This window comes from Citrobacter sp. Cy070, assembly GCF_030332245.1.
Classification (GTDB): domain Bacteria; phylum Pseudomonadota; class Gammaproteobacteria; order Enterobacterales; family Enterobacteriaceae; genus Citrobacter; species Citrobacter youngae.
Map to the genome: position 1 here is coordinate 22,316 of NZ_JAOWIG010000090.1, position 24,464 is coordinate 46,779.

Here is a 24,464-nt window from a genome sequence, read left to right on the forward strand (position 1 = left end):
TTAAGCTCCATAGTCAGATGACGATTTTCCCAACATGCGATTAAGGGTATCGTCGTTATCGATAAAGTGATGTTTCAGGGCCATTAACCCATGCAGAAGTGATAAAACCACCACTGCCCACGCGAGCCACAGGTGCACGCTACCGGCGATGTCAGCTTGCACGCCTGCGTTGGCAAACGTGGCGGGAACATCGAACCAACCAAATACGCTTATTGCTTTACCGTCTGCGGTAGAGATCAGATAGCCGCTGATGCCAATAGAAAAAAGCAGGGTATACAGCGTGAGGTGGCCCAATGCCGCCGCAATACGGGTTAAACGGGAATAGCTTTTCAGTGCGGCAGGGGGAGGGGAAACAACCCGCCAGACAATGCGGACAACCAGTCCCATCATCAGCAACACACCGATACTTTTATGCAGTTCAGGCGCCTGGTGATACCAACCATCGTAATAACTGAGTGTTACCATCCATAAACCCAGAGCAAACATGCCATAGACGGCAATAGCGACCAGCCAGTGTAATGCGGCAGACACCACGCCATAGCGCTGTGGACTATTATTGAATTGCATAAATACACCGTTAGATATTTCAGAAGTGAATGAAAATGGCGCGTAAAAGACATTAATGCAACTAATAAATAACAATGGTGATGATATTTGTTTTTATTTCAATAAAATTGATTGATTGTAGGTGCAATCATCAAATCATTAGTGTGAGTGGCCATTGAGAAGGGCTTGAAAACAAGGAAGGATGAAAATTATGTTATTCAGTTTATTGCAATGAAATTAAGTAACTATCAGTTTTTGTCAATTAATGTCAGCGCATATAGATTAGAAGAACATAATATATATGACGTCCATAATCGCCAGCAGCGACCATAAAATAATGTAGAGCATGAAATGCTCGCGAATATTATTAACCAGATAGTTAAAGATGCGGCGCATCAATGTTATTCCTGTCATTTAAAATGGCCTCACCAACGAGGCCATTGATCAATTATCACTTAAAACGGGACAGCCTGAATGGCGTCAGGTCAAAGGCTGACGGTTTACCCTGGGCAAACTCAGCCGCAATTTCGCCCAGTACGGAAGCAAACTTAAAACCGTGTCCGCTGAGTCCGGTAATCACCAGCGTGTTGTCATGGTCTGGCAGCGTATCGATAATGAAGTCTTCATCTGGCGAGTTATCGTAAGTACAGGATGCGCCATGCAGACAACAGCCGATGCCAGGCAAAATAGCGCGCAGGAATGGGAAGGCTTCCGAACCATCGCTGGCGATAGCGGCAAACGGTTTACGTTCTTCAGGTGAATGAATGACCTGTCCGCCGTTATGCCTGCCAATTTTTAACTCGTCATTTTCAGCCGGAAAACCGTAGTATTGATCGCCATTAGGCAGTTCGCCGGTAAATGCCGGGAATTTGTTTTTGACACTGTAGCGCCCGTCAGCCTGATACCATGCGAATACCTTACGCACCGGCTGTATCGGCAGTTCAGGCAATAATGCCTTGACCCAGGTGCCGGCGCTGACGACAACTTTTTTCGCGTGGTAGTCACCATCGGCTGTTGCAACCGTTACGCCATCATCGTGGTGATGAATTGCCGTGACGGGGCATTTAAACAACTGCGCACAACCTGCCTCTTCAGCCAGGCGAATCCAGGTTTTAATGGCTAGCTCACTGCGCAAAAAACCGGATTCGGCTTCAAACAGCCCGATATAGTTTTCAGGCACGCGAATTTCTGGCCAGCGAGTCATGATGGCTGCTGCATCCAGCTGTTCGACATTGAGCTGCCACTGTTTGGCACTTTGCGCCACGGTCGCTAAAAAGGTCGAATCTGCAGGACCCAGGTTGATAACGCCAGAGCGAACAAAAACAGGCTCTTCATTTTGTGCGGAAAGTTCATCCCACAATGTTTGCGCACGTAGCACCAGCGGAACGTATTTTTCACCTTCGCCATACGCATGACGAATTAATCGTGTATCGCCGTGGTGGCTGCCCTGTTGATGCGGTGGCATATGCGCATCGATCATCAGAACGTTGAGACCGGCGCGAGTGGCGTAGTATCCGGCTGCGGCGCCCACGGAACCGCTGCCAATAATGATTAAGTCGTATTTCATCCGCTTCTCTCTGCAATCGCGATAGTATACCTTAAATAATTCGAGTTGCAGGACCAAACGCCCGGGCCGTTTTGAACAGCGCCCCCGAAGGGGTGAGGCCGTAAGGCCGAATCACGCGGCGACGCAGCGAATCCCAGGGATGGGCCGAGTAATAAAGCCAACGCATATGCAACTTGAAGTATGACCGGTATAGCAGAGTAAATAACTGACCCGGAATATTCAACCTGCAAATAAGAAAGGCACCATGAAGGTGCCTTTTGATGGTGTGATGTATCAGGTTTAATGTCGCTGATACTCATTTACCTGGTAATCGCCAGATTCAATTTTAGCGATTCCGGCTTCTAATATCGAAATAAATTGCCTGGCAACATCAGTGGTTAACCAGAGCGTTTGACCGACCTCAGTCCCATCCGGGTCCGGACGATTCGGGGTCTGGTAGTGCAAACGCAGCATCAGCGCATCGTAGCTATCAACAGTGCTGATGTCCCATCCTACAAGCGGATGAGTCTGAATGACTTCATTATTCTTTTCCATCATGCCCCCTAATTCGTGTTACTAGACAACGGTTTTCGAGGTTCAATGCGTTTTTTTCTGAAGCAACTTCAGTATATCAATAAATAAGGGTATTCATTGAAAATTTAAAGAGGGCGGCGCATAAATTTTTTGTTTTCAGTGTTATATGATTAATAAAACAACATGTCATTCATTTTTTTTTAGCATGTTGTGCAATTATTTTGGTGTTTTGATTAAAAGATAATCAATGTGTTTAATATAAATTATCTGCTAGCGTGGTGAATGCAAGATTGATTTAAAGGATGCACGCATAAAAAAGCCGGGGCGACCCGGCAAACAAACATCACTGCATATCATTTTTTATTCGTTGATGAACCAGTCATCCGCGCTTTCCCAGGTTTCCTGTAGGATTTCGCTGATGCGTTCTTTGTCCTCTTTTGTTGCGCCAATAACCGACAAGTTGTTGGTACCGGCATAACGAACGGTAACGTTACCTTCGTTATCCGGAAAATGATGATGAATACGGCGGGAGAGTTCATCTGCCAGCGCGTCGATAGCACCGGCTGGTAAAGGTGAAGTTTTGGCAATAGTGACTTCAATACGCATAATAGCCCCCTGTTGTTTATACTGGTTATTTATACAGTTAACTGAGTCAGTTGACAACAGGAGGCTACACTTTTTTAGCGTTTTACTGACCAGCGTACCGTTTCACCGCCAAGGAAAGGCACCAACGTATCGTTTTCCAGCGCAATGTTCTCCGGGACCAGGTGCTCCACGCGTTCCAGCTCAATAAAGGTCTCATTCACCGGCAAACCATAGAACTGTGGGCCATTGAGTGAGCAGAAGGCTTCGAAATGGTCCAGGGCGTTCATCTCTTCGAACACAGTGGCATAGCTGCCCAGCGCGGTTGGCGCATTAAAGCAGCCCGCACAGCCGCAACTGGACTCTTTACGATGACGCGCATGCGGTGCGGAGTCGGTACCCAGGAATGCACGATTGAATCCGCTGGCAACCAGTTCACGCAGCGCCTGCTGGTGAACGTTACGTTTAAGTATTGGCAGGCAGTACAGGTGCGGACGAATTCCACCGACCAGCATATGGTTGCGGTTAAACATTAAATGCTGCGGTGTGATGGTTGCTGCAAGAAGCTCGTTGCCATCGCGCACGTATTCGGCGGCATCTTTGGTCGTGATATGTTCAAACACCACTTTTAGCGCGGTTAAACGCTGACGTAAGGGATCCATCACCGTTTCGATGAAACGTGCTTCGCGATCGAAAATGTCGATATCAGCGTGCGTCACTTCACCGTGCACCAACAGTGGCATCCCCAATTTTTCCATGCGCTCCAGTACCGGCATAATGGCATCGACCGAGGTTACACCCTGTGTCGAGTTGGTTGTTGCATTAGCGGGATAGAGTTTCGCGGCGGTGAAGACGCCTTCATTGAATCCACGCTCAAGTTCATTAGGATCCAGCGTGTCCGTTAAGTAGCAGGTCATTAACGGAGTAAAGTTATGTCCGGCGGGTACAGCGTCCAGAATGCGCTGACGGTACGCAATGGCCGCATCAACTGTCGTGACCGGCGGAGCGAGGTTTGGCATAACGATCGCGCGACCATAAGTTTCACTGGTATAAGGCACGACAGTTTTCAACATGTCGCCATCGCGAAGGTGAAGGTGCCAGTCGTCTGGGCGGCGGATCTTTAAAACCTGGGATGGTGCAGTCATTAATATGCTCCGGCTGAGGATAGTCTTTTTTGCCGGAAACAAAGGATAAGCGGAAACGTTTTCGTTTGCACGAAAAAAAAGGGCGCATTAGCGCCCTGTTGTTTATTAATCGGTGAACGGGATAATGATTTCACCCGGTTTAACCTCAATCCCTTTCGCCAGTTTTTTCGCCAATGCTTCGCCTTTGCTGCTGTCTTCACGCAGAATGTAGGCCGGTTGCTGGTTAAAGTAATTCCGCAGCGACTGATTTAAGTAGGGCATCAGAGTTTGCAGTACAGATTGCATTTTCTCTGGTGTGACGGTCGCATCGACCACTTCCATTTCTTGCAGATAAATCGCGCCTTTTTCTTTATTGAAGACTGGCAATGCTTTTAACTTCAACTTCATGGTCGCTTTCTGGCTACCAAAAAGGGAATTCATATCCAGATTGGCGTCGCCTGTCAGAGTCACTTTATTCGGTTCTTCGCGACCAATCTGGCTGGCGAGATTGGTCAGTACGATGTGGGCTTCAGCAACGCCAGGCAGACCAATATCTTTCGAGAAGTCGTTATGCTTAGCCAGTGCCTGATTAATCTCTTGCTCGCTAACCGTGTATTGTGTGAGTTGATTACAACCAACCAACAGGCCGCTGACAATCAGTGCAGCAGCAAAAAAAATCTTTTTCATGGGGTTCCTCAACATGATACTTGTGGCGTAATCGTGACACAAAGCAGCATCCAGCACCAGCGGCCCGGGCACCAGCAGAAAAAACTGAAATTGAGTCCGGGACGTCTGGTCAGCTATCAGGCATCAGGTTCCAGCATGCCGCGTGACGGGCGTTTATGGCTAAACTGCCAACCCAGCGCGAGGAAGGTGATAAAGCCGATAATGCCGAGCATCATCCACGGGAGTTCTGGCTGTGACAGTGCTTTACCCATGTCAAACAGCCAGCCGCCACCGATATAACCGATGGCACCGCCGATGGCTAATCCGAGGCGGCTAAAGCCCATGTAACTGCCCCGTGCGCGCGCATTCGCCAGCGAGGCGCTCAGGGTTTCACGCGCCGGTTCGGCGATGATCGAGCCAATATAGAACGTGCAGATCAGGGTGAACAACTGCTGCAAATTCCCGACGAGGCCAATGGGCATCATGCTCAGAGACATAACCAGCAGACCCGCCATCAGACGATGTTCAAGGCGAAAGCGTTTTTCACTCCAGCGTGCAATCGGGTACAGCAGCGTTAAAGAGAGACATGCCTCGATGGCATACATCCATTTCACGGCGGCCGGTGAGCCAGCGATGTCGTTCACCATGATGGGCAGCATCAGCATCACCTGTACCGCCAGCATGTAATAGCCCGCCAGGACAAAGCGCTTGTCATGCATCACGTGGCTCATCCCTTCGCGCACCGGAATTTTCACCGTCGACAGTTTCCATGCCGGGAGCAGCCAGGCGTTAAACGCCGCGCACAGAACGAACAAAATTGCGCCGGTGGCACATACCAGACGGAAATCGTACTGTAACAGCCAACTGCCGAGCAATGCGCCGACCACGGCACCGGCACTGTCCTGCATCATCAGAATAGAAAAAAAACGCCCGCGCTTTTCCGGGCGGATCAGTTTGACCACCAGCGCCGAGCGGGGCGGGTCGAATAACGTACCACCTAAACCGGAGAGGAAACAGGAGAACCACAATAGCCAGGGTTCGTGTGCAATCCCCATCGTGGCGAACCCGGCGGCACGCATCAGCATACCGGTCACAATCATCGGTTTGGCACCAAAGCGGTCAGCAATTGCGCCGCCAAAAATCCCCAGACCTTGCTGGATAAATTGGCGCAATCCAAGTGCGATACCGACCATCACGGCGGCCCAGCCCATTTGGTCGACGAAACGGATAGAGATCAGTGGGAAAACGACAAAGAAACCCAGCACGACCAGCATATTATCGATGAGCAGGAAATATTTACCCAGGTTCCTTGCCTGCGAGACTTGCGACATTTCCCCTCCAGGGAAAAAACTCGTCACTCGGTGGAGAGTTTAAAAGATAAGCACCTTCTATTCTGCGGTGTCGTTTGTGCTTTTCCCACCCTTGGCGGGACAATATTTTTTTATCAAAAGTCAGTCTTGATAGAGAGTTTTCATCAAAATGTGTGAATAATTCAAAAAATGGCATTTTGCTCTTTTCACACGGTGTATTTGCACAGGTATAGTAATGCGAATTGCGTATTGAAGACGTTACGGGAAGGAGTAGGTATAGAATGTTTGGCTATCGCAGTAACGTGCCAAAAGTGCGCTTAACCACGGACCGCCTGGTCGTGCGTTTGGTGCATGAGCGTGATGCCTGGCGTCTGGCAGATTATTACGCAGAGAATCGTCATTTCTTAAAGCCCTGGGAACCTATCCGCGATGAAAGCCACTGCTACCCCTCTGGCTGGCAGGCGCGTCTGAGCATGATCTCTGAATTCCATAAACAAGGCACAGCCTGGTATTTCGCGTTGCTCGATCCTGACGAAAAAGAAATTATCGGCGTTGCGAACTTCTCGAACGTGGTGCGCGGATCTTTCCACGCCTGTTATCTTGGTTATTCCATTGCGCAGAAGTGGCAAGGGCAGGGGCTGATGTACGAAGCCCTGACCGCCGCTATTCGTTATGTGCAGCGGACGCAACATATTCACCGCATTATGGCGAACTACATGCCACACAATAAGCGTAGCGGCGATTTGCTGGCGCGACTCGGCTTTGAGAAAGAAGGGTATGCAAAAGACTATCTGCTGATTGATGGACAGTGGCGCGATCATGTGCTGACGGCGTTGACTACATCAGAATGGACCCCCGGTCGCTAAGTTTCAGGCGCACGGCCTGAATAATGGAGAAGACGATGAAATACGAATTAACCGCCACCGAAGCCCGTGTGATTGGCTGCTTATTAGAAAAGCAGGTTACTACACCGGAACAATATCCCCTTTCCGTGAATGGTGTGGTGACCGCGTGTAATCAAAAAACCAACCGTGAACCGGTGATGAATCTATCGGAAGCCGACGTGCAGGATCAGCTTGATAACCTGGTAAAAAGGCATTTTCTGCGTACGGTGAGCGGCTTTGGTAATCGCGTGACCAAATACGAACAACGGTTCTGTAATTCAGAGTTTGGCAATCTTAAGCTTAGCGCGGGTGAAGTGGCATTGATCACCACGCTGTTACTCCGTGGCGCTCAAACACCGGGTGAATTACGTAGCCGCGCATCCCGAATGTATGAGTTCAGCGATATGGCGGAAGTGGAGTCGACGCTGGAGAAACTGGCTACCCGGGAAGATGGCCCTTATGTGGTCCGCCTGGCGCGTGAACCTGGGAAACGAGAAAGTCGTTATATGCACCTGTTTTGTGGCGAGGTTGATGAGTCACTCGCTGCGGCAGATGAACCGCAGGCGGCGTCTGGAGATTTGCAGGCGCGTGTTGAAGCGCTGGAAACCGAAGTGGCAGAGTTGAAACAGCGGCTCGATTCGTTATTGGCACACCTGGGAGACTAACGTGGGAAAATTGCGTATTGGCGTGGTCGGGTTAGGGGGCATCGCGCAAAAGGCATGGTTGCCAGTGTTGGGCGCATCTGCGGACTGGACGCTGCAGGGCGCATGGTCTCCCTCGCGGGAAAAAGCGCAGCGTATTTGTGAGACCTGGCGAATGCCATACGTTGATTCCGTACAGAATTTAGCGGCAACCTGTGATGCCGTTTTCGTTCATTCCAGTACCGCCACTCACTACGCCGTAGTGAGTGAATTGCTGAATGCCGGCGTTCATGTTTGCGTGGACAAGCCGCTGGCAGAAAATCTGCGCGAAGCTGAACAACTGGTGGAGCTGGCGGCGCGGAAAAAACTGACGCTAATGGTTGGATTTAATCGTCGCTTTGCGCCGCTGTATCAGGATCTAAAGGTGCAGTTGGGCAATGCGGCGTCAGTCCGTATGGACAAGCACCGTACGAACAGCGTCGGGCCGCACGATCTGCGTTTTACGCTGCTGGATGATTATCTGCACGTGATAGACACCGCGCTGTGGCTGGCAGGAGGAAAGGTTCAACTTAATGGCGGCACGCTGTTAACAAATGACATCGGTGAAATGCTTTATGCTGAACATCATTTTTCTGCCGATCAGCTACAGATAACCACCAGTATGCACCGCCGTGCTGGTAGCCAACGCGAGAGCGTGCAGGCGGTGACGGACGGTGGCCTGATTGACGTTACGGATATGCGTGAATGGCGCGAGGAACGTGGGCAAGGCGTAGTGCACAAGCCGGTAGCAGGCTGGCAAACCACCCTGGAACAGCGTGGTTTTGCCGGATGCGCACGCCATTTTATTGAGTGCGTGCAAAATCAGACGGTTCCGCAGACGGCAGGCGAACAGGCGCTACTGGCCCAGCGCGTTGTCGAAATGCTGTGGCGGGAGGCGATGGCGGAATAACCCCCTGTAACATCTGGCGGTAGTAATTCAATGTAATCCAGGTACTATATGCCAACTCAAAAATAACACCTCTTTTCAACCCTTGGCTGGTTTGTTGGCTTGATAAGACGCAAAGGCGTTGCCAGCAGGCACTGCGAAATTATCGGATACCGGCGCTTATGTCTTATCCGGTAAATGGGCTGATTATGCGGGGTTCTGCCTCAGAGTCTGGAATACAACATAGATGAATTTATTAAAATCGCTGGCAGCCGTCAGCTCGATGACGATGTTCTCACGTGTGCTGGGTTTTGCGCGTGATGCGATTGTCGCCAGAATCTTTGGCGCAGGGATGGCGACAGATGCCTTTTTTGTGGCATTCAAACTTCCTAACCTGCTGCGCCGCATTTTTGCTGAGGGAGCGTTCTCTCAGGCGTTTGTACCGATTCTTGCCGAATACAAAAGTAAGCAGGGCGAAGACGCCACCCGCGTGTTTGTCGCTTACGTTTCCGGGCTGTTGACGCTGGCGCTGGCCGTCGTCACGGTGGCCGGGATGCTTGCTGCGCCGTGGGTGATAATGGTCACCGCGCCAGGGTTTGCCGATACTGCAGATAAGTTCACACTGACCACCCAACTGCTGCGAATTACCTTTCCTTATATTCTGCTGATCTCATTGGCTTCGCTGGTGGGGGCAATCCTGAACACCTGGAACCGCTTTTCCATTCCGGCGTTTGCGCCCACGTTTCTGAATATCAGTATGATCGGCTTCGCGCTGTTTGCCGCGCCTTATTTCCATCCGCCGGTGCTGGCGCTGGCGTGGGCTGTCACCGTGGGCGGTGTGCTGCAATTGGTTTATCAGCTTCCACATTTGAAGAAAATTGGCATGCTGGTGCTGCCGCGCGTGAACTTCCACGATGCCGGGGCGATGCGCGTCGTGAAGCAAATGGGCCCGGCGATCCTTGGGGTCTCTGTCAGCCAGATTTCTCTCATCATCAATACGATTTTCGCCTCGTTTCTGGCTTCCGGCTCGGTTTCATGGATGTACTATGCCGACCGCCTGATGGAGTTTCCGTCTGGCGTACTCGGCGTAGCATTGGGGACTATCCTGCTGCCATCACTGTCCAAAAGCTTTTCCAGCGGTAATCATGACGAGTATTGCCGTTTGATGGACTGGGGCCTGCGTTTGTGTTTTCTGCTGGCATTACCGAGCGCCGTAGCGTTGGGTATTCTGGCTAAACCGCTGACGGTTTCTCTGTTCCAGTACGGTAAATTTACCGCCTTTGATGCTGCCATGACCCAGCGTGCGCTGGTGGCGTACTCGGTTGGTTTGATTGGCTTGATCGTAGTGAAAGTGTTGGCTCCAGGTTTCTATTCGCGCCAGGATATTAAAACGCCGGTAAAGATTGCCATTGTAACGCTGATTATGACCCAGGTAATGAACCTGGCGTTTATCGGGCCGCTGAAGCATGCCGGGCTGTCGCTGTCGATTGGTCTGGCAGCGTGTCTGAACGCGTCATTGCTGTACTGGCAGTTGCGTAAGCAGAAAATCTTTACTCCCCAACCGGGTTGGGCCTGGTTCCTGATGCGACTGGTGATTTCTGTGCTGGTGATGTCGGCCGCGCTGGTAGGGATGCTTTACATGATGCCGGACTGGTCTCAAGGTACGATGTTATGGCGTTTGTTGCGTCTGATGGCCGTCGTGGTGGCAGGTATTGCCGCTTACTTTGCTGCGCTCGCCGTGCTGGGCTTTAAAGTGAAAGAGTTTGTACGCCGGACGGCGTAATGAACATCCGATGCCGGATGGCGGCGCAACGCCGCATCCGGCCAACAGAATAGCGTTGCCTGATAAGCACAAGGCCATCAGGCAATCATCAAATAGAGAATTTCTTCCCGCCGCGATGTGCCGCAGAGGTCTGGCCGTTCGCGCCATACAGCGTCGGCTCCTGGTGCGGTTTCAGCACTTGAATTGCCTGTTGATTGCGTTCGATTTGCCCTTCGAGCAGCCAACCATTGTGCTGGTTGAGATCGCGCAAATGCTGTGTCTTCCTGGTGATAGTCTGCCAGCGCTCGGCAATCTCATCATTGGCGCTGCGCGTGGCATCATTTTCCAGGCGGCGCTGCTGTTCCAGATAATCGAGGGTGGCCAGCAAAGAACTTTTTTCTTCTGTAATTCGCTGTAGCTGGCTACCGTTGATCTGCCCTGCAGAAAGCTGATGCTGCTCAGCATCCATCACCGTTTTCAGGTCATTGAGGACGGTCGTCATCTGATCAAGTATTTCTGACAAACGAGTCATACTTTATTTACTCTGTAGGTAGCTCTGTGCCTCGCGGATCAGCGAGTCGGCAATATTTCCGGTATCCATTTTCAGCTCGCCGTTACGGATCGCGGTTTTCAGCGCTTCGACACGTTCCATGTTGATGTCATTGGTGCCGGGCTGCATCAGTTTGGCCTGAGCGTCACTCAGCATTACGCTGGTGCTGTTTGTCGTCGCTGTTTTTTCCTTCCGCGCTTTTTGTACCGGCGAGTCGCTGGTTTCGCGTGGCTGGACAGTGCTTACTGGCTTCAATGGTGAGGTACGATCAATACTCATTTTTTCTATCCTCATCGAGGGGTTACGCTATAGCGACCCGCTTTAATCATTGGTTGATTATCTATCGGCACTCGCTAAAAAATCTTTAACCTATTATAGGTTAATAAGAATATTCCCATCAGAATCGACGATTCCACTCACCACCTGACCCGAAATCATCCGCACTCGTGCGTTTTGCGCGACGGCTGCATTGTTGAGCGCTTTACCTTCGGCATTGACCCGAAAGCCGTCTCCGTTGGCGATAACCATCACGCGCTGACCCGCTTTTATCCGCCATGCCTGGCGCAACATTGTGAGCTGGATTGGCTGACCCGGAACCAGGTCGCGCAGGCTCACGGCATCCTGAACCTGATTAATGTCCAGTACGGCGCGTGGCGGCAGTTGATCCAGACGACCTCGTTTTAGCGTTACGCTGGCCGCGTTCAGGGCGCTTCCTCGGGCAACAGGGGCCGCTGCGACAACATAGTTGCCGGTGGCTTGCACAGTGACCTGCAGATAGCGTTTTTCATTGGCGCAGCGGGCCAGTACGTTCAAGTTACCCCACAGTTTCGCACTGCCGGATACGCTCAGCGCAGGCTGGTCACAGCTGGGCTGCAAGTTTGGCGGCGTACGGACAGTGACGACCACCTCATCGCTAAACCCGGCCAGGCGCTGGGAAAACCACGCGGTTAACTGCGAATTCAGGTCTTGTGCCAGCGTCATAGGGCTGAACAGCAGTGCTGCCACAACTATTCCACGTTTAAACGTTTGCATCAAAACCTCGCGCTTTTTCAGGTAGTGGCAGGATTCTACCTGTGTGACGCAGTCATCAACGCAACAAATAGCGACGCATTTTGCGTTTATTCCGGCGATAACGCGCGCGTGATGGGATTTAAGCTGTCGGCTGAATTTTGTCATTTGCGGAGGAGATATGCTCGATAAGCTCGACGCCGCCTTACGTTTTCAACAGGAAGCGCTGAATTTGCGCGCCCAACGCCAGGAAATATTAGCGGCCAACATTGCCAATGCCGACACGCCAGGGTATCAGGCGCGCGACCTGGATTTCGCCAGTGAATTAAAAAAAGTCATGGTGCGCGGGCGGGAAGAAACCGGCGGTGTTTCGTTGACGCTGACCTCTGCACAACACATTCCTGCCCAGACTGTCTCGGCGCCATCTACGGAGTTGCTCTATCGCATTCCTGACCAGCCGTCTCTGGATGGCAACACGGTGGATATGGACCGGGAGCGTACGCAGTTTGCGGATAACAGCCTGAAGTACCAGATGGGGCTTACCGCGTTAGGTGGGCAAATCAAGGGCATGATGAACGTGCTGCAAGGAGGGAACTAACCCGTGGCGTTGCTCAATATTTTTGATATCGCAGGTTCTGCGCTGACGGCTCAGTCTCAGCGTCTGAACGTGGCTGCCAGCAACATGGCGAACGCCGATAGCGTGACCGGACCTGATGGTCAACCGTATCGCGCAAAACAGGTTGTTTTTCAGGTCGATGCAGCGCCAGGCGCAGCAACCGGTGGCGTAAAAGTCGCTGACGTCATTGAAAGTCAGGCGCCGGACAAGCTGGTTTATGAGCCGGGCAATCCGCTGGCGGATGCGAATGGCTACGTAAAAATGCCGAATGTCGACGTGGTCGGCGAGATGGTTAACACCATGTCTGCTTCACGCAGCTATCAGGCAAACGTTGAAGTGCTCAATACCGTAAAAAGCTTGATGCTTAAAACGCTGACGCTGGGCCAGTAAAGGAGGCGCACATGTCCGTTGCTGTAAAAATGAATGACCCGAGTACGTCGGGTGTTAATGCTGCCACTGGCAAAAGTTCGCTGACAGGGAGCAACGCGGCTGATCTGCAAAGCAGCTTTCTGACGCTTCTGGTCGCGCAGTTAAAAAACCAGGACCCGACCAACCCGCTGCAAAACAATGAGTTGACTACCCAGTTAGCGCAAATTAGTACCGTAAGCGGCATTGAAAAATTGAATACCACGCTGGGATCGATCTCCGGACAGATCGATAGCAGCCAGTCGTTACAGGCCAGTACGCTGATTGGTCATGGCGTCATGATCCCGGGGACCACCATTCTGACCGGTAAAGGTGCGGAAGAAGGGGCAACGACGACCACGACACCGTTTGGCGTTGAGCTGCAGCAACCGGCAGATAAGGTTACCGCAACCATTACCGATAAAGACGGCAAGGTGGTACGCACCATTGATATTGGCGGGTTGAAAGCGGGCGTTCACACCTTTACCTGGGATGGCACCATGACGGACGGCACGGATGCGCCGAGCGGTTCGTATAACGTTTCGATTGCGGCCAGCAACGCCGGAACGCAACTTGTGGCGCAGCCTCTACAGTTTGCGCTGGTGCAGGGTGTTATCCGCAGTAACGGCGGTAATACGCTGGACCTGGGCACCTATGGAACCACCACCCTCGACGAAGTACGGCAGATAATTTAAGCCTTCACACTTATCAGGAGTAAGTCATGGCCTTTTCACAAGCGGTCAGCGGTCTGAACGCTGCAGCGACCAACCTCGATGTCATTGGTAACAACATCGCCAACTCCGCCACTTACGGTTTTAAATCCGGTACGGCATCCTTTGCCGATATGTTCGCCGGTTCTAAAGTGGGTCTGGGCGTTAAAGTTGCGGGTATTACCCAGGACTTTACCGATGGTACCACCACCAACACTGGACGTGGGCTGGATGTGGCTATCAGCCAGAACGGTTTTTTCCGTATGGTTGACAGCAATGGTTCTGTTTTCTTCAGCCGTAACGGTCAGTTCAAGCTCGATGAAAACCGTAATATCGTTAACATGCAGGGACTGAAACTGACGGGCTATCCGGCGACCGGTACGCCGCCGACAGTTCAGCAGGGTGCGAACCCGGGGCCGATCACGATCCCCAATACATTGATGGCGGCACAGGCAACCAGCAAGGCCTCAATGCAGATCAACCTGAACTCGTCGGATAAAATCCCGACAACGACAAAGTTCGATCCGAAAGATGCTGACAGCTATAACAAAAAAGGCCCTGTCACCGTTTATGACAGCCTGGGCAATGCCCACGAAGTTAACGCCTATTTTGTAAAACAGCCTGATAACAAATGGGCTGTCTATACCATTGATAGCAGCGATCCTAAGGCTGCTGTACCAACCGCACCGACGTCCACGCTGGAATTTGATACCAATGGGGCGCTAATCGGCGGCGGTACATTCAATATCACCACAGCTGCGCTCAATGGCGCACCGGCCGTCACCTTCGCAATGAGTTTCCAGAACTCCATGCAGCAGAACACCGGTGCAAACAACATTGTTGCCACTAACCAGGACGGCTACAAACCAGGCGATCTGGTGAGCTACCAGATTAACAATGACGGTACCGTAGTCGGTAACTACTCCAACGAACAGAAACAGGTTCTGGGACAGATCGTGCTGGCAAACTTTGCCAACAACGAAGGTCTGGCGTCTCAGGGCGATAACGTCTGGGCAGCAACTCAGGCTTCCGGTGTGGCGCTGCTGGGTACCGCGGGTACGGGTAACTTCGGCAAGCTGACCAACGGTGCGTTGGAAGCTTCTAACGTGGATTTGAGTAAAGAACTGGTGAATATGATCGTCGCTCAGCGTAACTATCAGTCGAATGCGCAGACCATCAAAACCCAGGATCAGATCCTTAACACGCTGGTCAACCTGCGCTAAGCGCCTGACGGGATGGCTTAATGGATCACGCAATATATACCGCCATGGGCGCGGCCAGTCAGACGCTGAATCAACAGGCGGTGACGGCCAGCAACCTGGCAAATGCCTCCACACCGGGTTTTCGTGCTCAGCTCAACGCGCTGCGTGCGGTTCCCGTAGAAGGGCTTTCGCTGCCAACGCGTACGCTGGTGGTCGCCTCAACGCCTGGGGCCGATATGACGCCAGGCCAGATGGATTATACCTCCCGTCCGCTGGATGTGGCTTTGCAGCAGGATGGCTGGTTGGCTGTGCAGACCGCCGATGGTAGCGAAGGATACACCCGCAATGGCGCAATTCAGGTGAGTCCAACCGGTGAACTGACCATTCAGGGACATCCGGTGATCGGCGAAGCTGGGCCTATAGCGGTACCGGAAGGGTCGGAAGTGACTATCGCCGCTGACGGAACGATTTCGGCGCTCAACCCCGGCGATCCTGCGAACACGGTGGCGCCAGTAGGACGTCTGAAGCTGGTTAAAGCGACGGGAAGTGAAGTGCAACGTGGTGATGACGGTATGTTCCGTCTGAGTGCGGCAGCGCAGGCTACCCGGGGACCGACACTGCAAGCCGACCCCAGCATCCGCGTGATGTCGGGCGTACTGGAAGGCAGTAACGTCAAACCGGTTGCCGCGATGAGCGATATGATCGCCAGCGCTCGCCGCTTCGAAATGCAGATGAAGATTATCAGTAGCGTGGATGATAACGCAGGCCGTGCCAACCAACTGCTGTCGATGAGTTAATACAGGACATTTTATGATCAATTCATTATGGATCGCCAAAACCGGCCTGGACGCGCAGCAAACCAACATGGATGTGATTGCCAACAACCTGGCAAACGTCAGTACTAATGGTTTTAAACGCCAGCGTGCGGTGTTTGAAGATCTGCTGTACCAGACGATTCGCCAGCCTGGCGCTCAGTCTTCTGAACAGACAACGCTGCCGTCTGGTTTGCAGATTGGTACCGGTGTGCGTCCGGTTGCGACCGAACGTTTACACAGTCAGGGCAACCTGTCGCAGACCAACAACAGTAAAGATGTGGCGATTAAAGGCCAGGGGTTTTTCCAGGTCATGCTACCAGATGGCACGTCAGCTTATACCCGTGATGGCTCTTTCCAGGTGGATCAGAACGGTCAGTTGGTAACGGCGGGGGGGTTTCAGGTGCAGCCTGCAATCACTATTCCGGCTAACTCGCTGAGCATCACCATTGGACGCGACGGTATTGTCAGTGTGACTCAGCAGGGCCAGGCTGCGCCTGTTCAGGTGGGACAGCTCAACCTGACGACCTTCATGAATGATACCGGTCTGGAAAGTATTGGTGAGAATCTGTACACCGAAACGCAATCATCCGGCGCACCGAACGAAAGCACGCCGGGGCTGAACGGTGCGGGCCTGTTGTACCAGGGTTATGTGGAAACCTCTAACGTCAACGTGGCGGAAGAACTGGTCAACATGATCCAGGTTCAACGTGCTTATGAAATCAACAGTAAAGCGGTATCGACCACCGATCAGATGCTGCAGAAACTGACGCAACTCTAAAGTGACGTCCGGTGGGGTGAAAGCCTCACCGGCGCACTGATTTTGAAGATGAAGGCAATGCGAAAATACGCGCTTCACCCATACCCGATTTTGGCCCTGCTGGTGGTTTCACTGACAGGATGCGCCTGGATCCCGGCCACTCCGCTCGTGCAGGGCGCGACGACTGCCCAGCCAGTTCCAGGCCCGACGCCGGTGGCGAATGGATCAATATTTCAGTCTGCGCAGCCGATTAATTATGGCTACCAGCCGTTATTTGAAGACCGCCGTCCGCGCAATATTGGCGATACGTTGACTATCGTATTGCAGGAAAACGTCAGTGCGAGCAAAAGCTCCTCGGCGAATGCCAGTCGTGATGGCAAAACTAACTTTGGGTTTGACACGGTACCACGTTACCTGCAGGGATTATTTGGCAATGAGCGTGCCGACGTAGAGGCTTCTGGCGGCAACTCGTTTAACGGCAAAGGCGGCGCGAACGCCAGGAACACCTTCAGTGGTACGTTGACTGTGACGGTTGACCAGGTACTGGTGAATGGCAATTTACATGTCGTGGGTGAAAAACAGATCGCCATTAACCAGGGCACTGAATTCATTCGCTTCTCTGGGGTTGTTAACCCGCGCACCATTAGCGGCAGCAACTCTGTACCGTCAACGCAGGTTGCGGATGCGCGTATTGAATATGTCGGTAACGGCTATATCAATGAAGCGCAGAATATGGGCTGGTTGCAGCGTTTCTTCCTTAATTTATCGCCGATGTAAGCGAGGTATCCAGTGTTTAAAACTCTTGTTGGAATGGTACTGGTACTGGCTACCACCTTTGCGCATGCCGATCGCATTCGTGATCTGACCAGCGTGCAGGGCGTGCGGGAAAACTCGCTGATAGGCTACGGGCTGGTGGTCGGGCTGGACGGTACGGGTGACCAGACCACCCAGACACCGTTTACGACACAAACGCTGAATAACATGCTGTCGCAGTTGGGGATCACCGTGCCTACCGGCACCAATATGCAGCTGAAAAACGTGGCAGCGGTAATGGTCACCGCGCAGTTCCCGGCCTTTGGTCGTCAGGGGCAAACCATTGACGTAGTGGTCTCTTCAATGGGTAACGCCAAAAGCCTGCGCGGCGGAACGCTGCTGATGACGCCGCTGAAAGGGGTCGATAGCCAGGTGTATGCGTTGGCGCAGGGGAATATTCTGGTCGGTGGTGCAGGCGCCGCAGCGGGTGGTAGCAGCGTGCAGGTGAACCAGCTCAATGGCGGACGTATTACCAACGGCGCGACCATCGAACGCGAATTACCCAGCCAGTTCGGCGGCGGTAACACCATTAATTTGCAGCTGAATAATGAAGATTTCACCATGGCGCAGCAAATTACCGACACCATTAACCGCTCGCGCGGCTTTGGCAGCGCAACAGCGCTGGATGCACGCACGATCCAGGTACGCGTCCCGAATGGCAATAGCTCGCAGGTACGTTTCCTCGCGGATATCCAGAATATGGAAGTGAACGTCACGCCGCAGGATGCGAAGGTGATTATTAACTCCCGTACGGGATCGGTGGTCATGAACCGCGAGGTGACGCTGGATAGTTGCGCTGTTGCACAAGGCAATCTGTCGATTACGGTTAACCGCCAGGCGAATGTCAGCCAACCGGATACACCGTTTGGTGGTGGACAAACCGTGGTGACGCCACAAACGCAGATCGATCTGCGCCAGAGCGGTGGTTCGTTGCAGAGCGTTCGTTCCAGCGCCAACCTGAACAACGTCGTACGTGCATTGAATGCGCTGGGAGCAACACCGATGGACCTGATGTCTATCCTGCAATCCATGCAAAGTGCGGGTTGTCTGCGCGCCAAACTGGAAATTATCTGATGATTGGTGATAGCAAACTGCTGACCAGCGCAGCCTGGGATGCACAATCACTGAACGAACTGAAAGCGAAAGCGGGTCAGGACCCGGCGGCAAATATCCGCCCGGTCGCCCGCCAGGTTGAAGGGATGTTCGTGCAAATGATGCTGAAAAGCATGCGCGAGGCGTTGCCAAAAGACGGTGTGTTTAGCAGCGACTCCACGCGTTTATACACCAGCATGTATGACCAACAGATCGCCCAGCAGATGACGGCAGGAAAAGGTCTGGGGCTGGCTGAAATGATGGTCAAGCAGATGACCGAAGGGCAGGCGCAACCTGCGGATGATGCGCCGCAGGTGCCGATGAAGTTCTCGCTGGAAACGGTGACCAGCTATCAAAATCAGGCGCTGACGCAACTGGTGCGTAAAGCCATTCCCCGGGCGACGGAAAGCAATGATGAGCCGCTGTCGGGTGACAGTAAAGACTTCCTGGCTCAACTTTCGCTGCCGGCAAAACTGGCCAGTCAGCAGAGTGGGGTTCCTCATCATCTGATTCTGGCGCAGGCGGCGCTGGAGTCCGGGTGGGGGCAACGACAAATTCGACGGGAGAACGGCGAGCCGAGCTTTAACATTTTTGGTGTGAAAGCCTCGGGAAGCTGGAAAGGGCCGACCACTGAAATCACCACCACCGAATACGAAAACGGTGAGGCGAAAAAAGTGAAAGCGAAATTCCGTGTTTATAGCTCCTATCTTGAAGCACTGTCGGATTATGTCGGTCTGATATCCCGCAATCCGCGTTACGCAGCGGTGACCGGTGCCGCGACCGCAGAGCAGGGTGCCCAGGCATTGCAGAATGCGGGTTACGCCACTGACCCTAACTATGCGCGCAAATTAACCAGCATGATCCAGCAGCTAAAATCGATGAGCGAAAAGGTGAGTAAAACCTACAGCACGAATCTCGATAATCTCTTTTAAATAGCTCAAGTCTGCTGACCTGCTGCCGATAATACCGAGTATTGAAGGATTACAAGGAACCTCCATGTCCAGCTTGATTAATAACGCGATGAGTGGACTCAGCGCAGCGCAGGCCGCGTTGAACACTGCCAGTAATAACATCTCCAGCTATAACGTTGCCGGCTATACCCGACAAACGACAATTATGGCGCAAGCGAACAGCACGCTGGGTGCGGGGGGCTGGGTCGGCAATGGTGTCTATGTTTCTGGCGTACAGCGTGAGTATGACTCATTTATCACTAATCAGTTACGTGCGGCGCAGAACCAGAGCAGCGGTCTGACGACACGTTACGAGCAAATGTCAAAAATCGACAACCTGCTCGCCAGCAAAACCAGTTCGATCTCAACGTCGATGCAGGGCTTTTTTACCAGCCTGCAGACGTTGGTGAGTAACGCAGAAGATCCGGCGGCGCGTCAGGCACTTATCGGTAAAGCTGATGGCTTAGTCAATCAGTTCAGAACGACGGACCAATATCTGCGCGATCAGGATAAGCAAGTCAATATTGCGATTAAGGCCAGCGTCGATCAAATCAACAACTATTCGAAGCAAATTGCCAGCCTTAACGACCAAATCTCCCGTTTGACCGGCGTTGGTGCGGGTGCATCACCTAACGATCTGCTCGATCAGCGCGATCAACTGGTGAGTGATCTGAACAAGATTGTCGGTGTGGAAGTCAGCATTCAGGACGGCGGCACCTACAACGTGACCATGGCGAATGGCTATTCGCTGGTGCAAGGCAGCAATGCTCGCCAACTGGCCGCTGTACCTTCCAGCGATGATCCCTCTCGCACGACCGTCGCTTATGTTGACGGCGTGGCCGGAGAAGTTGCCATCCCGGAAAAACTGATCACGACCGGTTCGCTGGGCGGGCTGTTGACGTTCCGTTCGCAGGAACTCGACCAGACGCGTAATACCCTTGGTCAGTTGGCCCTCGCCTTTGCTGATGCGTTTAACACGCAGCACAAAGAAGGTTTTGATGCCAACGGCGACCCGGGCAAAAACTTTTTCGATATTGGTGGCCCGGCAGTCCTTAGCAATACGAAGAATAAAGGGACCGGTGCGCTTGATGTTAAAATGACGGATAGCTCGTCGGTGCAGGCAACCGACTATAAAATTACGTTTGATGGTACTGACTGGCAGGTAACCCGTCTGGCTGACAATACCAGCTTTAAGCCGACGGTTACTGGCGGAAAAATGTCCTTTGATGGGCTGGAAATCACCGTCAAAAATGGTGCGCTGGCAAATGACAGCTTTACGGTGAAACCCGTGGGTGACGCCATTATTAATATGAAAGTGGCGGTGACCGATGAGTCGAAAATCGCCATGGCTGAAGTGTCCAAAAATGACACTGATCCCAATGTTGATAAAGGTAAAAGCGATAACCGTAACGGCCAGAAACTGCTGGATCTGCAAACCAAGGCAACCATCGGGAATAAAACCTTTAACGATGCTTACGCTACGCTGGTGAGCGATGTCGGGAACAAAACGGCGACCTTAAAAACCAGCAGCACCACGCAAAACAACGTGGTCACGCAGCTTTCAAATCAGCAACAGTCTATTTCCGGGGTTAACCTCGACGAAGAGTACGGGAATTTGCAGCGTTATCAGCAGTATTACCTGGCCAACGCTCAGGTACTGCAAACGGCGAATTCGCTCTTTGATGCACTGCTGAATATTCGCTAAGGGAGAGGAATTCAATGCGTATCAGTACTCAGATGATGTACCAGCAGAATATGCGCGGCATCACCAACTCTCAGGCTGAATGGTTGAAATTTGGCGAGCAGATGTCAACGGGGAAACGCGTGAACAACCCGTCTGACGATCCGATTGCCGCATCACAGGCCGTGGTGCTTTCACAGGCTCAGGCACAGAACAGCCAATATACGCTGGCGCGTACTTTCGCGACGCAAAAAGTGTCACTGGAAGAGAACGTGTTAAGCCGGGCGACGACCGCTATTACCGCGGCACAGGAAAAAATTGTCAATGCTGGCAATGGGACATTGAGTGATGATAACCGGGCATCGTTGGCAACTGATTTGCAAGGGATCCGCGATCAGTTAATGAATCTGGCGAACAGTACCGACGGTAATGGTCGTTATATCTTTGGCGGCTACAAAACGGAAACCCCACCATTTGCCCAGACTGATGGTGCCTATAGTGGTGGAACGCAAAATATTACCCAACAGGTCGATGCCGCTCGGTCAATGGTGATTGGTCATACCGGGGATAAGATTTTTGACTCGGTGACCAGCAACGCGGTTCCGGAGCCAGATGGAAGCAAGTCAGAAACGAACTTATTCGCCATGCTGGATTCCGCTATTGCGGCCCTGAATACGCCGATTGAAGGCGATGATGCGGCAAGAGATGCAGCCAAAGCAGCCATCGATAAATCCAACCGTGGTCTGAAGAACTCACTGAATAACGTGCTGTCTGTTCGTGCTGAACTCGGTACGCAACTCAGTGAACTTAGCGCTCTGGACTCGCTGGGGGCCGATCGCGCGTTGGGTCAAACGCAGCAGATGAGCAATCTGGTTGATGTTGACTGGAATGCGGCGATTTCTTCGTATGTTATGCAGCAGGCTGCGCTACAGGCATCGTATAAAACGTTTACCGATATGCAGGGAATGTCACTGTTCCAGCTCAACCGGTAACGATCCTTTTTGAAACATATCATGAAACTGGATATGTTTGTCTGCCCGCTCCACATACACCCCGGAGCGGGCATTTTTTTAGGCTGCAGTTGTCTGGCTAACAGGTAATTTACCGGTCAGTCTAATTACCAGCGCAACAACGCCGCTGAAAGTGGCCAGTGTCACCACGCCTTCCCAGTTTGCCAGCGCATAGGCCTGACTTCCGAGTACAGAACCCAGCGCCATGCCGATAAACACCATGGTAAATAGCAACGCATTCAGACGACCTCTTGCCTGAGGCTCCAGGCTATAAACCAGGTTCTGGTGGGCGACCAGGCTGGATTGCAGTCCGAGATCAAAGCCTATCGCTGACAGGGCAATCAGCAGCCACTGCCCCTGTACTGGCAGGGCCGGAAGCAAGAACATCAGGGCAAATGAAAGCGTGACTAACAGCGCCCCCAACTGTGTTACCCGTCCGGTACCTACTTTATCTGCCAGATGACCTGCCATAGGGGCTGCCAGCGCCCCGGCTGCCCCTGCAATACCAAATGCTCCCGCCATCGCACTGCCCATGTGGTAATGCTCAGAGAGCATAACCGCCAGTGTTGACCAGAAGGCGCTAAAGGCAATGGACAGGAAGCCCTGTGCCAACGCTGCCCGGCGCAGTGCAGGATAACGCTGCCACAGTTGCGCCATGGAGAACATTAATGCCGGATAACTCAGCGTGGAATGGACCGTAAAGCGGGGCAGCATTTTCCACATCAGTACGGCAATCACGGCAATACTGACGGCGGCGAGTTGATACATTTCCCGCCAGCCATAGGCTTCACCTACCAGCCCGCTGATGGTCCGCGAGAGTAGGATCCCCAGCAGAAGACCGGTCATGACGGTACCTACTGTTTTTCCCTGCTTGCCTTCAGGCGCAAGGATGGCTGCGGCCGGCACGATATCCTGAGCCATGGTCGCTGCCATCCCCATCAGTAAGCTAACCAGCAGTAGCGAATGCAACTGACCGGTAAAGCTGCAGGCCAACAGCAGCGCGGCAAGAGAGACGCTTTTTAGCAGGATTAATGTCCGGCGGTCATAACGGTCGCCCAGCGGCAACAAAAACAAAATGCCCAGCGCGTATCCTGCCTGGGTGAGCGTTGGCACCAGCCCCATGCCGGTGACGCTTAAGGCCAGGTCCTGACCCATTAAAGGTAAAAGAGGCTGGGCATAATAGATTGCGGCAACGCTGAACCCAGCGCCCAGTGCCAGAACAAAAATAACCCAACGGGAAAGTGCGGTGTGTGTGTTCACAAATGATTCCTCAATCACGGGATGTGTGGCTATTTTTATCCTTCAACCGGTAGCACGGTAGCGAGCGCAGTGGTAAAACAGTTATACGTTACACGTATGAATAACGACTAAATGATAAAAACTGAACGTATAGATAGGGTGGAATTGATGCGCACGTTTGTGCGCATCGTCGAGGCCGGTTCGCTTTCAGCGGCAGCAAAGCAAATGGGCACCACCCAGGCAACTGTCAGTCGGCGGTTACAATCCCTTGAGACGCTGTTGGGCGTTAAGCTGATTATGCGTACCACCCATGCAATGAAGCTGACTGATGATGGTGAGCGAGGGTATCAGCATGCCAAACACATTATTGATGCCTGGCTGGCGCTGGAGGACGGACTGAACATCACGGAGGATGAACCGGTGGGGACGTTGCGGGTTCGGGCGCCACATGCGTTCGGCCAACAACAACTCCTTGAGCCGCTTCTGCAGTTCCTTTCCCGCTATCCACAGTTATCTGTTGAGTGGATGCTGAATGATAAGACCGTTGATTTTCTCAGCGACAATATCGACTGCGCTATCCGGGTTGGGGCTGAGGTTGATCCTGCTACGGTCTCGGTTTTACTGGCTGAAGTCCCGCGAAGTATGGTGGCAAGCCCTGAGCTTCTCGCGCAATTTGGGATTTTGACTCACCCTGAACAGCTATCGGCGCTGCCCTGGATCGCGGTAAATACATTTTATCAGCACAGCGTGTCGTTACTTCACCACCGGCGTAACGAAGCTATCACGTTAAATATTTCTCCCAGATTAAGTACCGACAGTATTTATGTCGCCAGAAATGCTGCACTTGCGGGGCTGGGGGTTACGCTTGTCTCAAGCTGGATGGTTGAAGACGATATCGCCAGCGGAAGATTGATTACGCTATTACCTGACTGGCATGCGTCGTCATTGCCCGTGCATTTGGTTTATCCCTGGGCTCGTTATTATCCAACCCGCTTACGCAAATTTCTGGCGTTGATGAAAGATGTTATGCCACAGGTAGCAGGGATGAGGGGCGTTCACGACGTATAAAAAAAGCCGACCCTGAGGTCGGCTTTTT

At 52.5% G+C, this 24,464-nt stretch carries 28 protein-coding genes; 16 read left to right on the plus strand and 12 right to left on the minus strand.

What is annotated here, in order from left to right:
- The 8 genes from OGY19_RS21275 to mdtH form a co-directional block, all read right to left on the minus strand.
- Positions 1-567 carry a cytochrome b gene (locus OGY19_RS21275; RefSeq protein ID WP_005129081.1) on the minus strand — a complete coding sequence of 189 codons (567 nt, stop codon included), beginning with the start codon at positions 565-567 and terminating at the stop codon, positions 1-3.
- A 261-nt stretch (positions 568-828) separates the two neighbouring features.
- Complete coding sequence (locus tag OGY19_RS21280; protein WP_071887361.1) at positions 829-942, minus strand: YceO family protein; 114 nt, start codon at positions 940-942, stop codon at positions 829-831.
- Positions 943-997: 55 nt separating this feature from the next.
- Entirely contained in the window at positions 998-2,113 is a 1,116-nt protein-coding gene (gene solA / locus OGY19_RS21285) for an N-methyl-L-tryptophan oxidase (protein ID WP_115601800.1), read from the minus strand.
- Between the two features lie 279 nt (positions 2,114-2,392).
- Entirely contained in the window at positions 2,393-2,647 is a 255-nt protein-coding gene (bssS, locus tag OGY19_RS21290; RefSeq protein WP_003036154.1) for a biofilm formation regulator BssS, read from the minus strand.
- Between the two features lie 339 nt (positions 2,648-2,986).
- Complete coding sequence (dinI, locus tag OGY19_RS21295; RefSeq protein WP_048211218.1) at positions 2,987-3,232, minus strand: DNA damage-inducible protein I; 246 nt, start codon at positions 3,230-3,232, stop codon at positions 2,987-2,989.
- Between the two features lie 74 nt (positions 3,233-3,306).
- Complete coding sequence (gene pyrC / locus OGY19_RS21300) at positions 3,307-4,353, minus strand: dihydroorotase (protein ID WP_101742055.1); 1,047 nt, start codon at positions 4,351-4,353, stop codon at positions 3,307-3,309.
- 105 nt (positions 4,354-4,458) lie between these two features.
- Positions 4,459-5,019: a lipoprotein gene (locus tag OGY19_RS21305; RefSeq protein WP_061068127.1), complete on the minus strand. Its 561-nt coding sequence runs from the start codon at positions 5,017-5,019 to the stop codon at positions 4,459-4,461.
- Between the two features lie 116 nt (positions 5,020-5,135).
- Positions 5,136-6,329, minus strand: coding sequence for a multidrug efflux MFS transporter MdtH (gene mdtH / locus OGY19_RS21310; protein WP_115601801.1), 1,194 nt, complete (start codon positions 6,327-6,329; stop codon positions 5,136-5,138).
- Positions 6,330-6,589: 260 nt separating this feature from the next.
- Between mdtH and rimJ the strand changes: the two genes are divergently transcribed.
- From rimJ to murJ, 4 genes are all read left to right on the plus strand, one after another.
- Positions 6,590-7,174, plus strand: a complete 585-nt coding sequence (gene rimJ, locus OGY19_RS21315; protein ID WP_005129064.1) for a ribosomal protein S5-alanine N-acetyltransferase — start codon at positions 6,590-6,592, stop codon at positions 7,172-7,174.
- Positions 7,175-7,209: 35 nt separating this feature from the next.
- Positions 7,210-7,857, plus strand: a complete 648-nt coding sequence (locus OGY19_RS21320; RefSeq protein WP_048211222.1) for a YceH family protein — start codon at positions 7,210-7,212, stop codon at positions 7,855-7,857.
- A gap of 1 nt (position 7,858) precedes the next feature.
- Positions 7,859-8,782, plus strand: coding sequence for a Gfo/Idh/MocA family protein (locus OGY19_RS21325; RefSeq protein WP_061068125.1), 924 nt, complete (start codon positions 7,859-7,861; stop codon positions 8,780-8,782).
- A gap of 223 nt (positions 8,783-9,005) precedes the next feature.
- Positions 9,006-10,541: a murein biosynthesis integral membrane protein MurJ gene (murJ, locus tag OGY19_RS21330; RefSeq protein ID WP_048211224.1), complete on the plus strand. Its 1,536-nt coding sequence runs from the start codon at positions 9,006-9,008 to the stop codon at positions 10,539-10,541.
- 88 nt (positions 10,542-10,629) lie between these two features.
- Here murJ and flgN read toward each other — a convergent pair whose 3' ends face one another.
- From flgN to flgA, 3 genes are all read right to left on the minus strand, one after another.
- Positions 10,630-11,052 (minus strand): flagella biosynthesis chaperone FlgN, encoded by a 423-nt coding sequence (gene flgN / locus OGY19_RS21335; protein WP_048211225.1) that lies wholly within the window; start codon positions 11,050-11,052, stop codon positions 10,630-10,632.
- A gap of 3 nt (positions 11,053-11,055) precedes the next feature.
- The gene (gene flgM / locus OGY19_RS21340) at positions 11,056-11,349 is read right to left on the minus strand and encodes a flagellar biosynthesis anti-sigma factor FlgM (protein ID WP_286597173.1); all 294 of its coding nucleotides are present in this window, start codon (positions 11,347-11,349) and stop codon (positions 11,056-11,058) included.
- A gap of 93 nt (positions 11,350-11,442) precedes the next feature.
- Positions 11,443-12,102, minus strand: a complete 660-nt coding sequence (flgA, locus tag OGY19_RS21345; RefSeq protein ID WP_286597175.1) for a flagellar basal body P-ring formation chaperone FlgA — start codon at positions 12,100-12,102, stop codon at positions 11,443-11,445.
- 157 nt (positions 12,103-12,259) lie between these two features.
- On the opposite strand from flgA, the gene flgB reads away from it, so the two are divergent.
- The 11 genes from flgB to flgL all read left to right on the plus strand — a co-directional run bounded on the left by flgB (position 12,260) and on the right by flgL (position 22,111).
- Positions 12,260-12,676 carry a flagellar basal body rod protein FlgB gene (flgB, locus tag OGY19_RS21350; RefSeq protein ID WP_003036189.1) on the plus strand — a complete coding sequence of 139 codons (417 nt, stop codon included), beginning with the start codon at positions 12,260-12,262 and terminating at the stop codon, positions 12,674-12,676.
- Between the two features lie 3 nt (positions 12,677-12,679).
- Complete coding sequence (gene flgC / locus OGY19_RS21355) at positions 12,680-13,084, plus strand: flagellar basal body rod protein FlgC (protein WP_045441655.1); 405 nt, start codon at positions 12,680-12,682, stop codon at positions 13,082-13,084.
- 11 nt (positions 13,085-13,095) lie between these two features.
- Entirely contained in the window at positions 13,096-13,794 is a 699-nt protein-coding gene (gene flgD / locus OGY19_RS21360; RefSeq protein WP_040230672.1) for a flagellar hook assembly protein FlgD, read from the plus strand.
- A 26-nt stretch (positions 13,795-13,820) separates the two neighbouring features.
- Positions 13,821-15,032 carry a flagellar hook protein FlgE gene (gene flgE / locus OGY19_RS21365; RefSeq protein ID WP_048211226.1) on the plus strand — a complete coding sequence of 404 codons (1,212 nt, stop codon included), beginning with the start codon at positions 13,821-13,823 and terminating at the stop codon, positions 15,030-15,032.
- A 20-nt stretch (positions 15,033-15,052) separates the two neighbouring features.
- Positions 15,053-15,808 carry a flagellar basal body rod protein FlgF gene (locus OGY19_RS21370; protein WP_048211227.1) on the plus strand — a complete coding sequence of 252 codons (756 nt, stop codon included), beginning with the start codon at positions 15,053-15,055 and terminating at the stop codon, positions 15,806-15,808.
- A gap of 13 nt (positions 15,809-15,821) precedes the next feature.
- On the plus strand, positions 15,822-16,604 hold the full coding sequence (flgG, locus tag OGY19_RS21375) for a flagellar basal-body rod protein FlgG (RefSeq protein WP_005129045.1): 783 nt from the start codon (positions 15,822-15,824) through the stop codon (positions 16,602-16,604).
- 57 nt (positions 16,605-16,661) lie between these two features.
- Positions 16,662-17,360 carry a flagellar basal body L-ring protein FlgH gene (gene flgH / locus OGY19_RS21380; RefSeq protein ID WP_003836756.1) on the plus strand — a complete coding sequence of 233 codons (699 nt, stop codon included), beginning with the start codon at positions 16,662-16,664 and terminating at the stop codon, positions 17,358-17,360.
- Positions 17,361-17,393: 33 nt separating this feature from the next.
- Positions 17,394-18,470 carry a flagellar basal body P-ring protein FlgI gene (locus OGY19_RS21385; protein WP_086523801.1) on the plus strand — a complete coding sequence of 359 codons (1,077 nt, stop codon included), beginning with the start codon at positions 17,394-17,396 and terminating at the stop codon, positions 18,468-18,470.
- Positions 18,470-19,420 (plus strand): flagellar assembly peptidoglycan hydrolase FlgJ, encoded by a 951-nt coding sequence (flgJ, locus tag OGY19_RS21390; RefSeq protein WP_061068124.1) that lies wholly within the window; start codon positions 18,470-18,472, stop codon positions 19,418-19,420. The genes OGY19_RS21385 and flgJ overlap by 1 nt, the downstream gene beginning before the upstream one ends.
- Before the next feature lie 64 nt (positions 19,421-19,484).
- Entirely contained in the window at positions 19,485-21,143 is a 1,659-nt protein-coding gene (gene flgK, locus OGY19_RS21395; protein WP_048211230.1) for a flagellar hook-associated protein FlgK, read from the plus strand.
- Positions 21,144-21,157: 14 nt separating this feature from the next.
- Entirely contained in the window at positions 21,158-22,111 is a 954-nt protein-coding gene (flgL, locus tag OGY19_RS21400) for a flagellar hook-associated protein FlgL (RefSeq protein WP_115601803.1), read from the plus strand.
- A 78-nt stretch (positions 22,112-22,189) separates the two neighbouring features.
- Here flgL and OGY19_RS21405 read toward each other — a convergent pair whose 3' ends face one another.
- Positions 22,190-23,389: an MFS transporter gene (locus tag OGY19_RS21405; protein ID WP_286597176.1), complete on the minus strand. Its 1,200-nt coding sequence runs from the start codon at positions 23,387-23,389 to the stop codon at positions 22,190-22,192.
- Positions 23,390-23,500: 111 nt separating this feature from the next.
- Here OGY19_RS21405 and OGY19_RS21410 point away from each other — a divergent pair, with 111 nt between their 5' ends.
- A complete protein-coding gene (locus OGY19_RS21410) occupies positions 23,501-24,436 on the plus strand; it encodes a LysR family transcriptional regulator (RefSeq protein ID WP_048211232.1) in 936 nt (311 codons plus the stop codon).
- Positions 24,437-24,464: the final 28 nt, after the last annotated feature.

Bases quoted from the DNA above. Each gene is read 5' to 3' on its own strand.
- OGY19_RS21275 (WP_005129081.1), bottom strand. From the start codon at position 567: ATGCAATTCAATAATAGTCCACAGCGCTATGGCGTGGTGTCTGCCGCA.
- OGY19_RS21280 (WP_071887361.1), bottom strand. From the start codon at position 942: ATGCGCCGCATCTTTAACTATCTGGTTAATAATATTCGCGAGCATTTC.
- solA (WP_115601800.1), bottom strand. From the start codon at position 2,113: ATGAAATACGACTTAATCATTATTGGCAGCGGTTCCGTGGGCGCCGCA.
- bssS (WP_003036154.1), bottom strand. From the start codon at position 2,647: ATGGAAAAGAATAATGAAGTCATTCAGACTCATCCGCTTGTAGGATGG.
- dinI (WP_048211218.1), bottom strand. From the start codon at position 3,232: ATGCGTATTGAAGTCACTATTGCCAAAACTTCACCTTTACCAGCCGGT.
- pyrC (WP_101742055.1), bottom strand. From the start codon at position 4,353: ATGACTGCACCATCCCAGGTTTTAAAGATCCGCCGCCCAGACGACTGG.
- OGY19_RS21305 (WP_061068127.1), bottom strand. From the start codon at position 5,019: ATGAAAAAGATTTTTTTTGCTGCTGCACTGATTGTCAGCGGCCTGTTG.
- mdtH (WP_115601801.1), bottom strand. From the start codon at position 6,329: ATGTCGCAAGTCTCGCAGGCAAGGAACCTGGGTAAATATTTCCTGCTC.
- rimJ (WP_005129064.1), top strand. From the start codon at position 6,590: ATGTTTGGCTATCGCAGTAACGTGCCAAAAGTGCGCTTAACCACGGAC.
- OGY19_RS21320 (WP_048211222.1), top strand. From the start codon at position 7,210: ATGAAATACGAATTAACCGCCACCGAAGCCCGTGTGATTGGCTGCTTA.
- murJ (WP_048211224.1), top strand. From the start codon at position 9,006: ATGAATTTATTAAAATCGCTGGCAGCCGTCAGCTCGATGACGATGTTC.
- flgN (WP_048211225.1), bottom strand. From the start codon at position 11,052: ATGACTCGTTTGTCAGAAATACTTGATCAGATGACGACCGTCCTCAAT.
- flgM (WP_286597173.1), bottom strand. From the start codon at position 11,349: ATGAGTATTGATCGTACCTCACCATTGAAGCCAGTAAGCACTGTCCAG.
- flgA (WP_286597175.1), bottom strand. From the start codon at position 12,102: ATGCAAACGTTTAAACGTGGAATAGTTGTGGCAGCACTGCTGTTCAGC.
- flgB (WP_003036189.1), top strand. From the start codon at position 12,260: ATGCTCGATAAGCTCGACGCCGCCTTACGTTTTCAACAGGAAGCGCTG.
- flgD (WP_040230672.1), top strand. From the start codon at position 13,096: ATGTCCGTTGCTGTAAAAATGAATGACCCGAGTACGTCGGGTGTTAAT.
- flgE (WP_048211226.1), top strand. From the start codon at position 13,821: ATGGCCTTTTCACAAGCGGTCAGCGGTCTGAACGCTGCAGCGACCAAC.
- OGY19_RS21370 (WP_048211227.1), top strand. From the start codon at position 15,053: ATGGATCACGCAATATATACCGCCATGGGCGCGGCCAGTCAGACGCTG.
- flgG (WP_005129045.1), top strand. From the start codon at position 15,822: ATGATCAATTCATTATGGATCGCCAAAACCGGCCTGGACGCGCAGCAA.
- flgH (WP_003836756.1), top strand. From the start codon at position 16,662: ATGCGAAAATACGCGCTTCACCCATACCCGATTTTGGCCCTGCTGGTG.
- OGY19_RS21385 (WP_086523801.1), top strand. From the start codon at position 17,394: ATGGTACTGGTACTGGCTACCACCTTTGCGCATGCCGATCGCATTCGT.
- flgJ (WP_061068124.1), top strand. From the start codon at position 18,470: ATGATTGGTGATAGCAAACTGCTGACCAGCGCAGCCTGGGATGCACAA.
- flgK (WP_048211230.1), top strand. From the start codon at position 19,485: ATGTCCAGCTTGATTAATAACGCGATGAGTGGACTCAGCGCAGCGCAG.
- flgL (WP_115601803.1), top strand. From the start codon at position 21,158: ATGCGTATCAGTACTCAGATGATGTACCAGCAGAATATGCGCGGCATC.
- OGY19_RS21410 (WP_048211232.1), top strand. From the start codon at position 23,501: ATGATAAAAACTGAACGTATAGATAGGGTGGAATTGATGCGCACGTTT.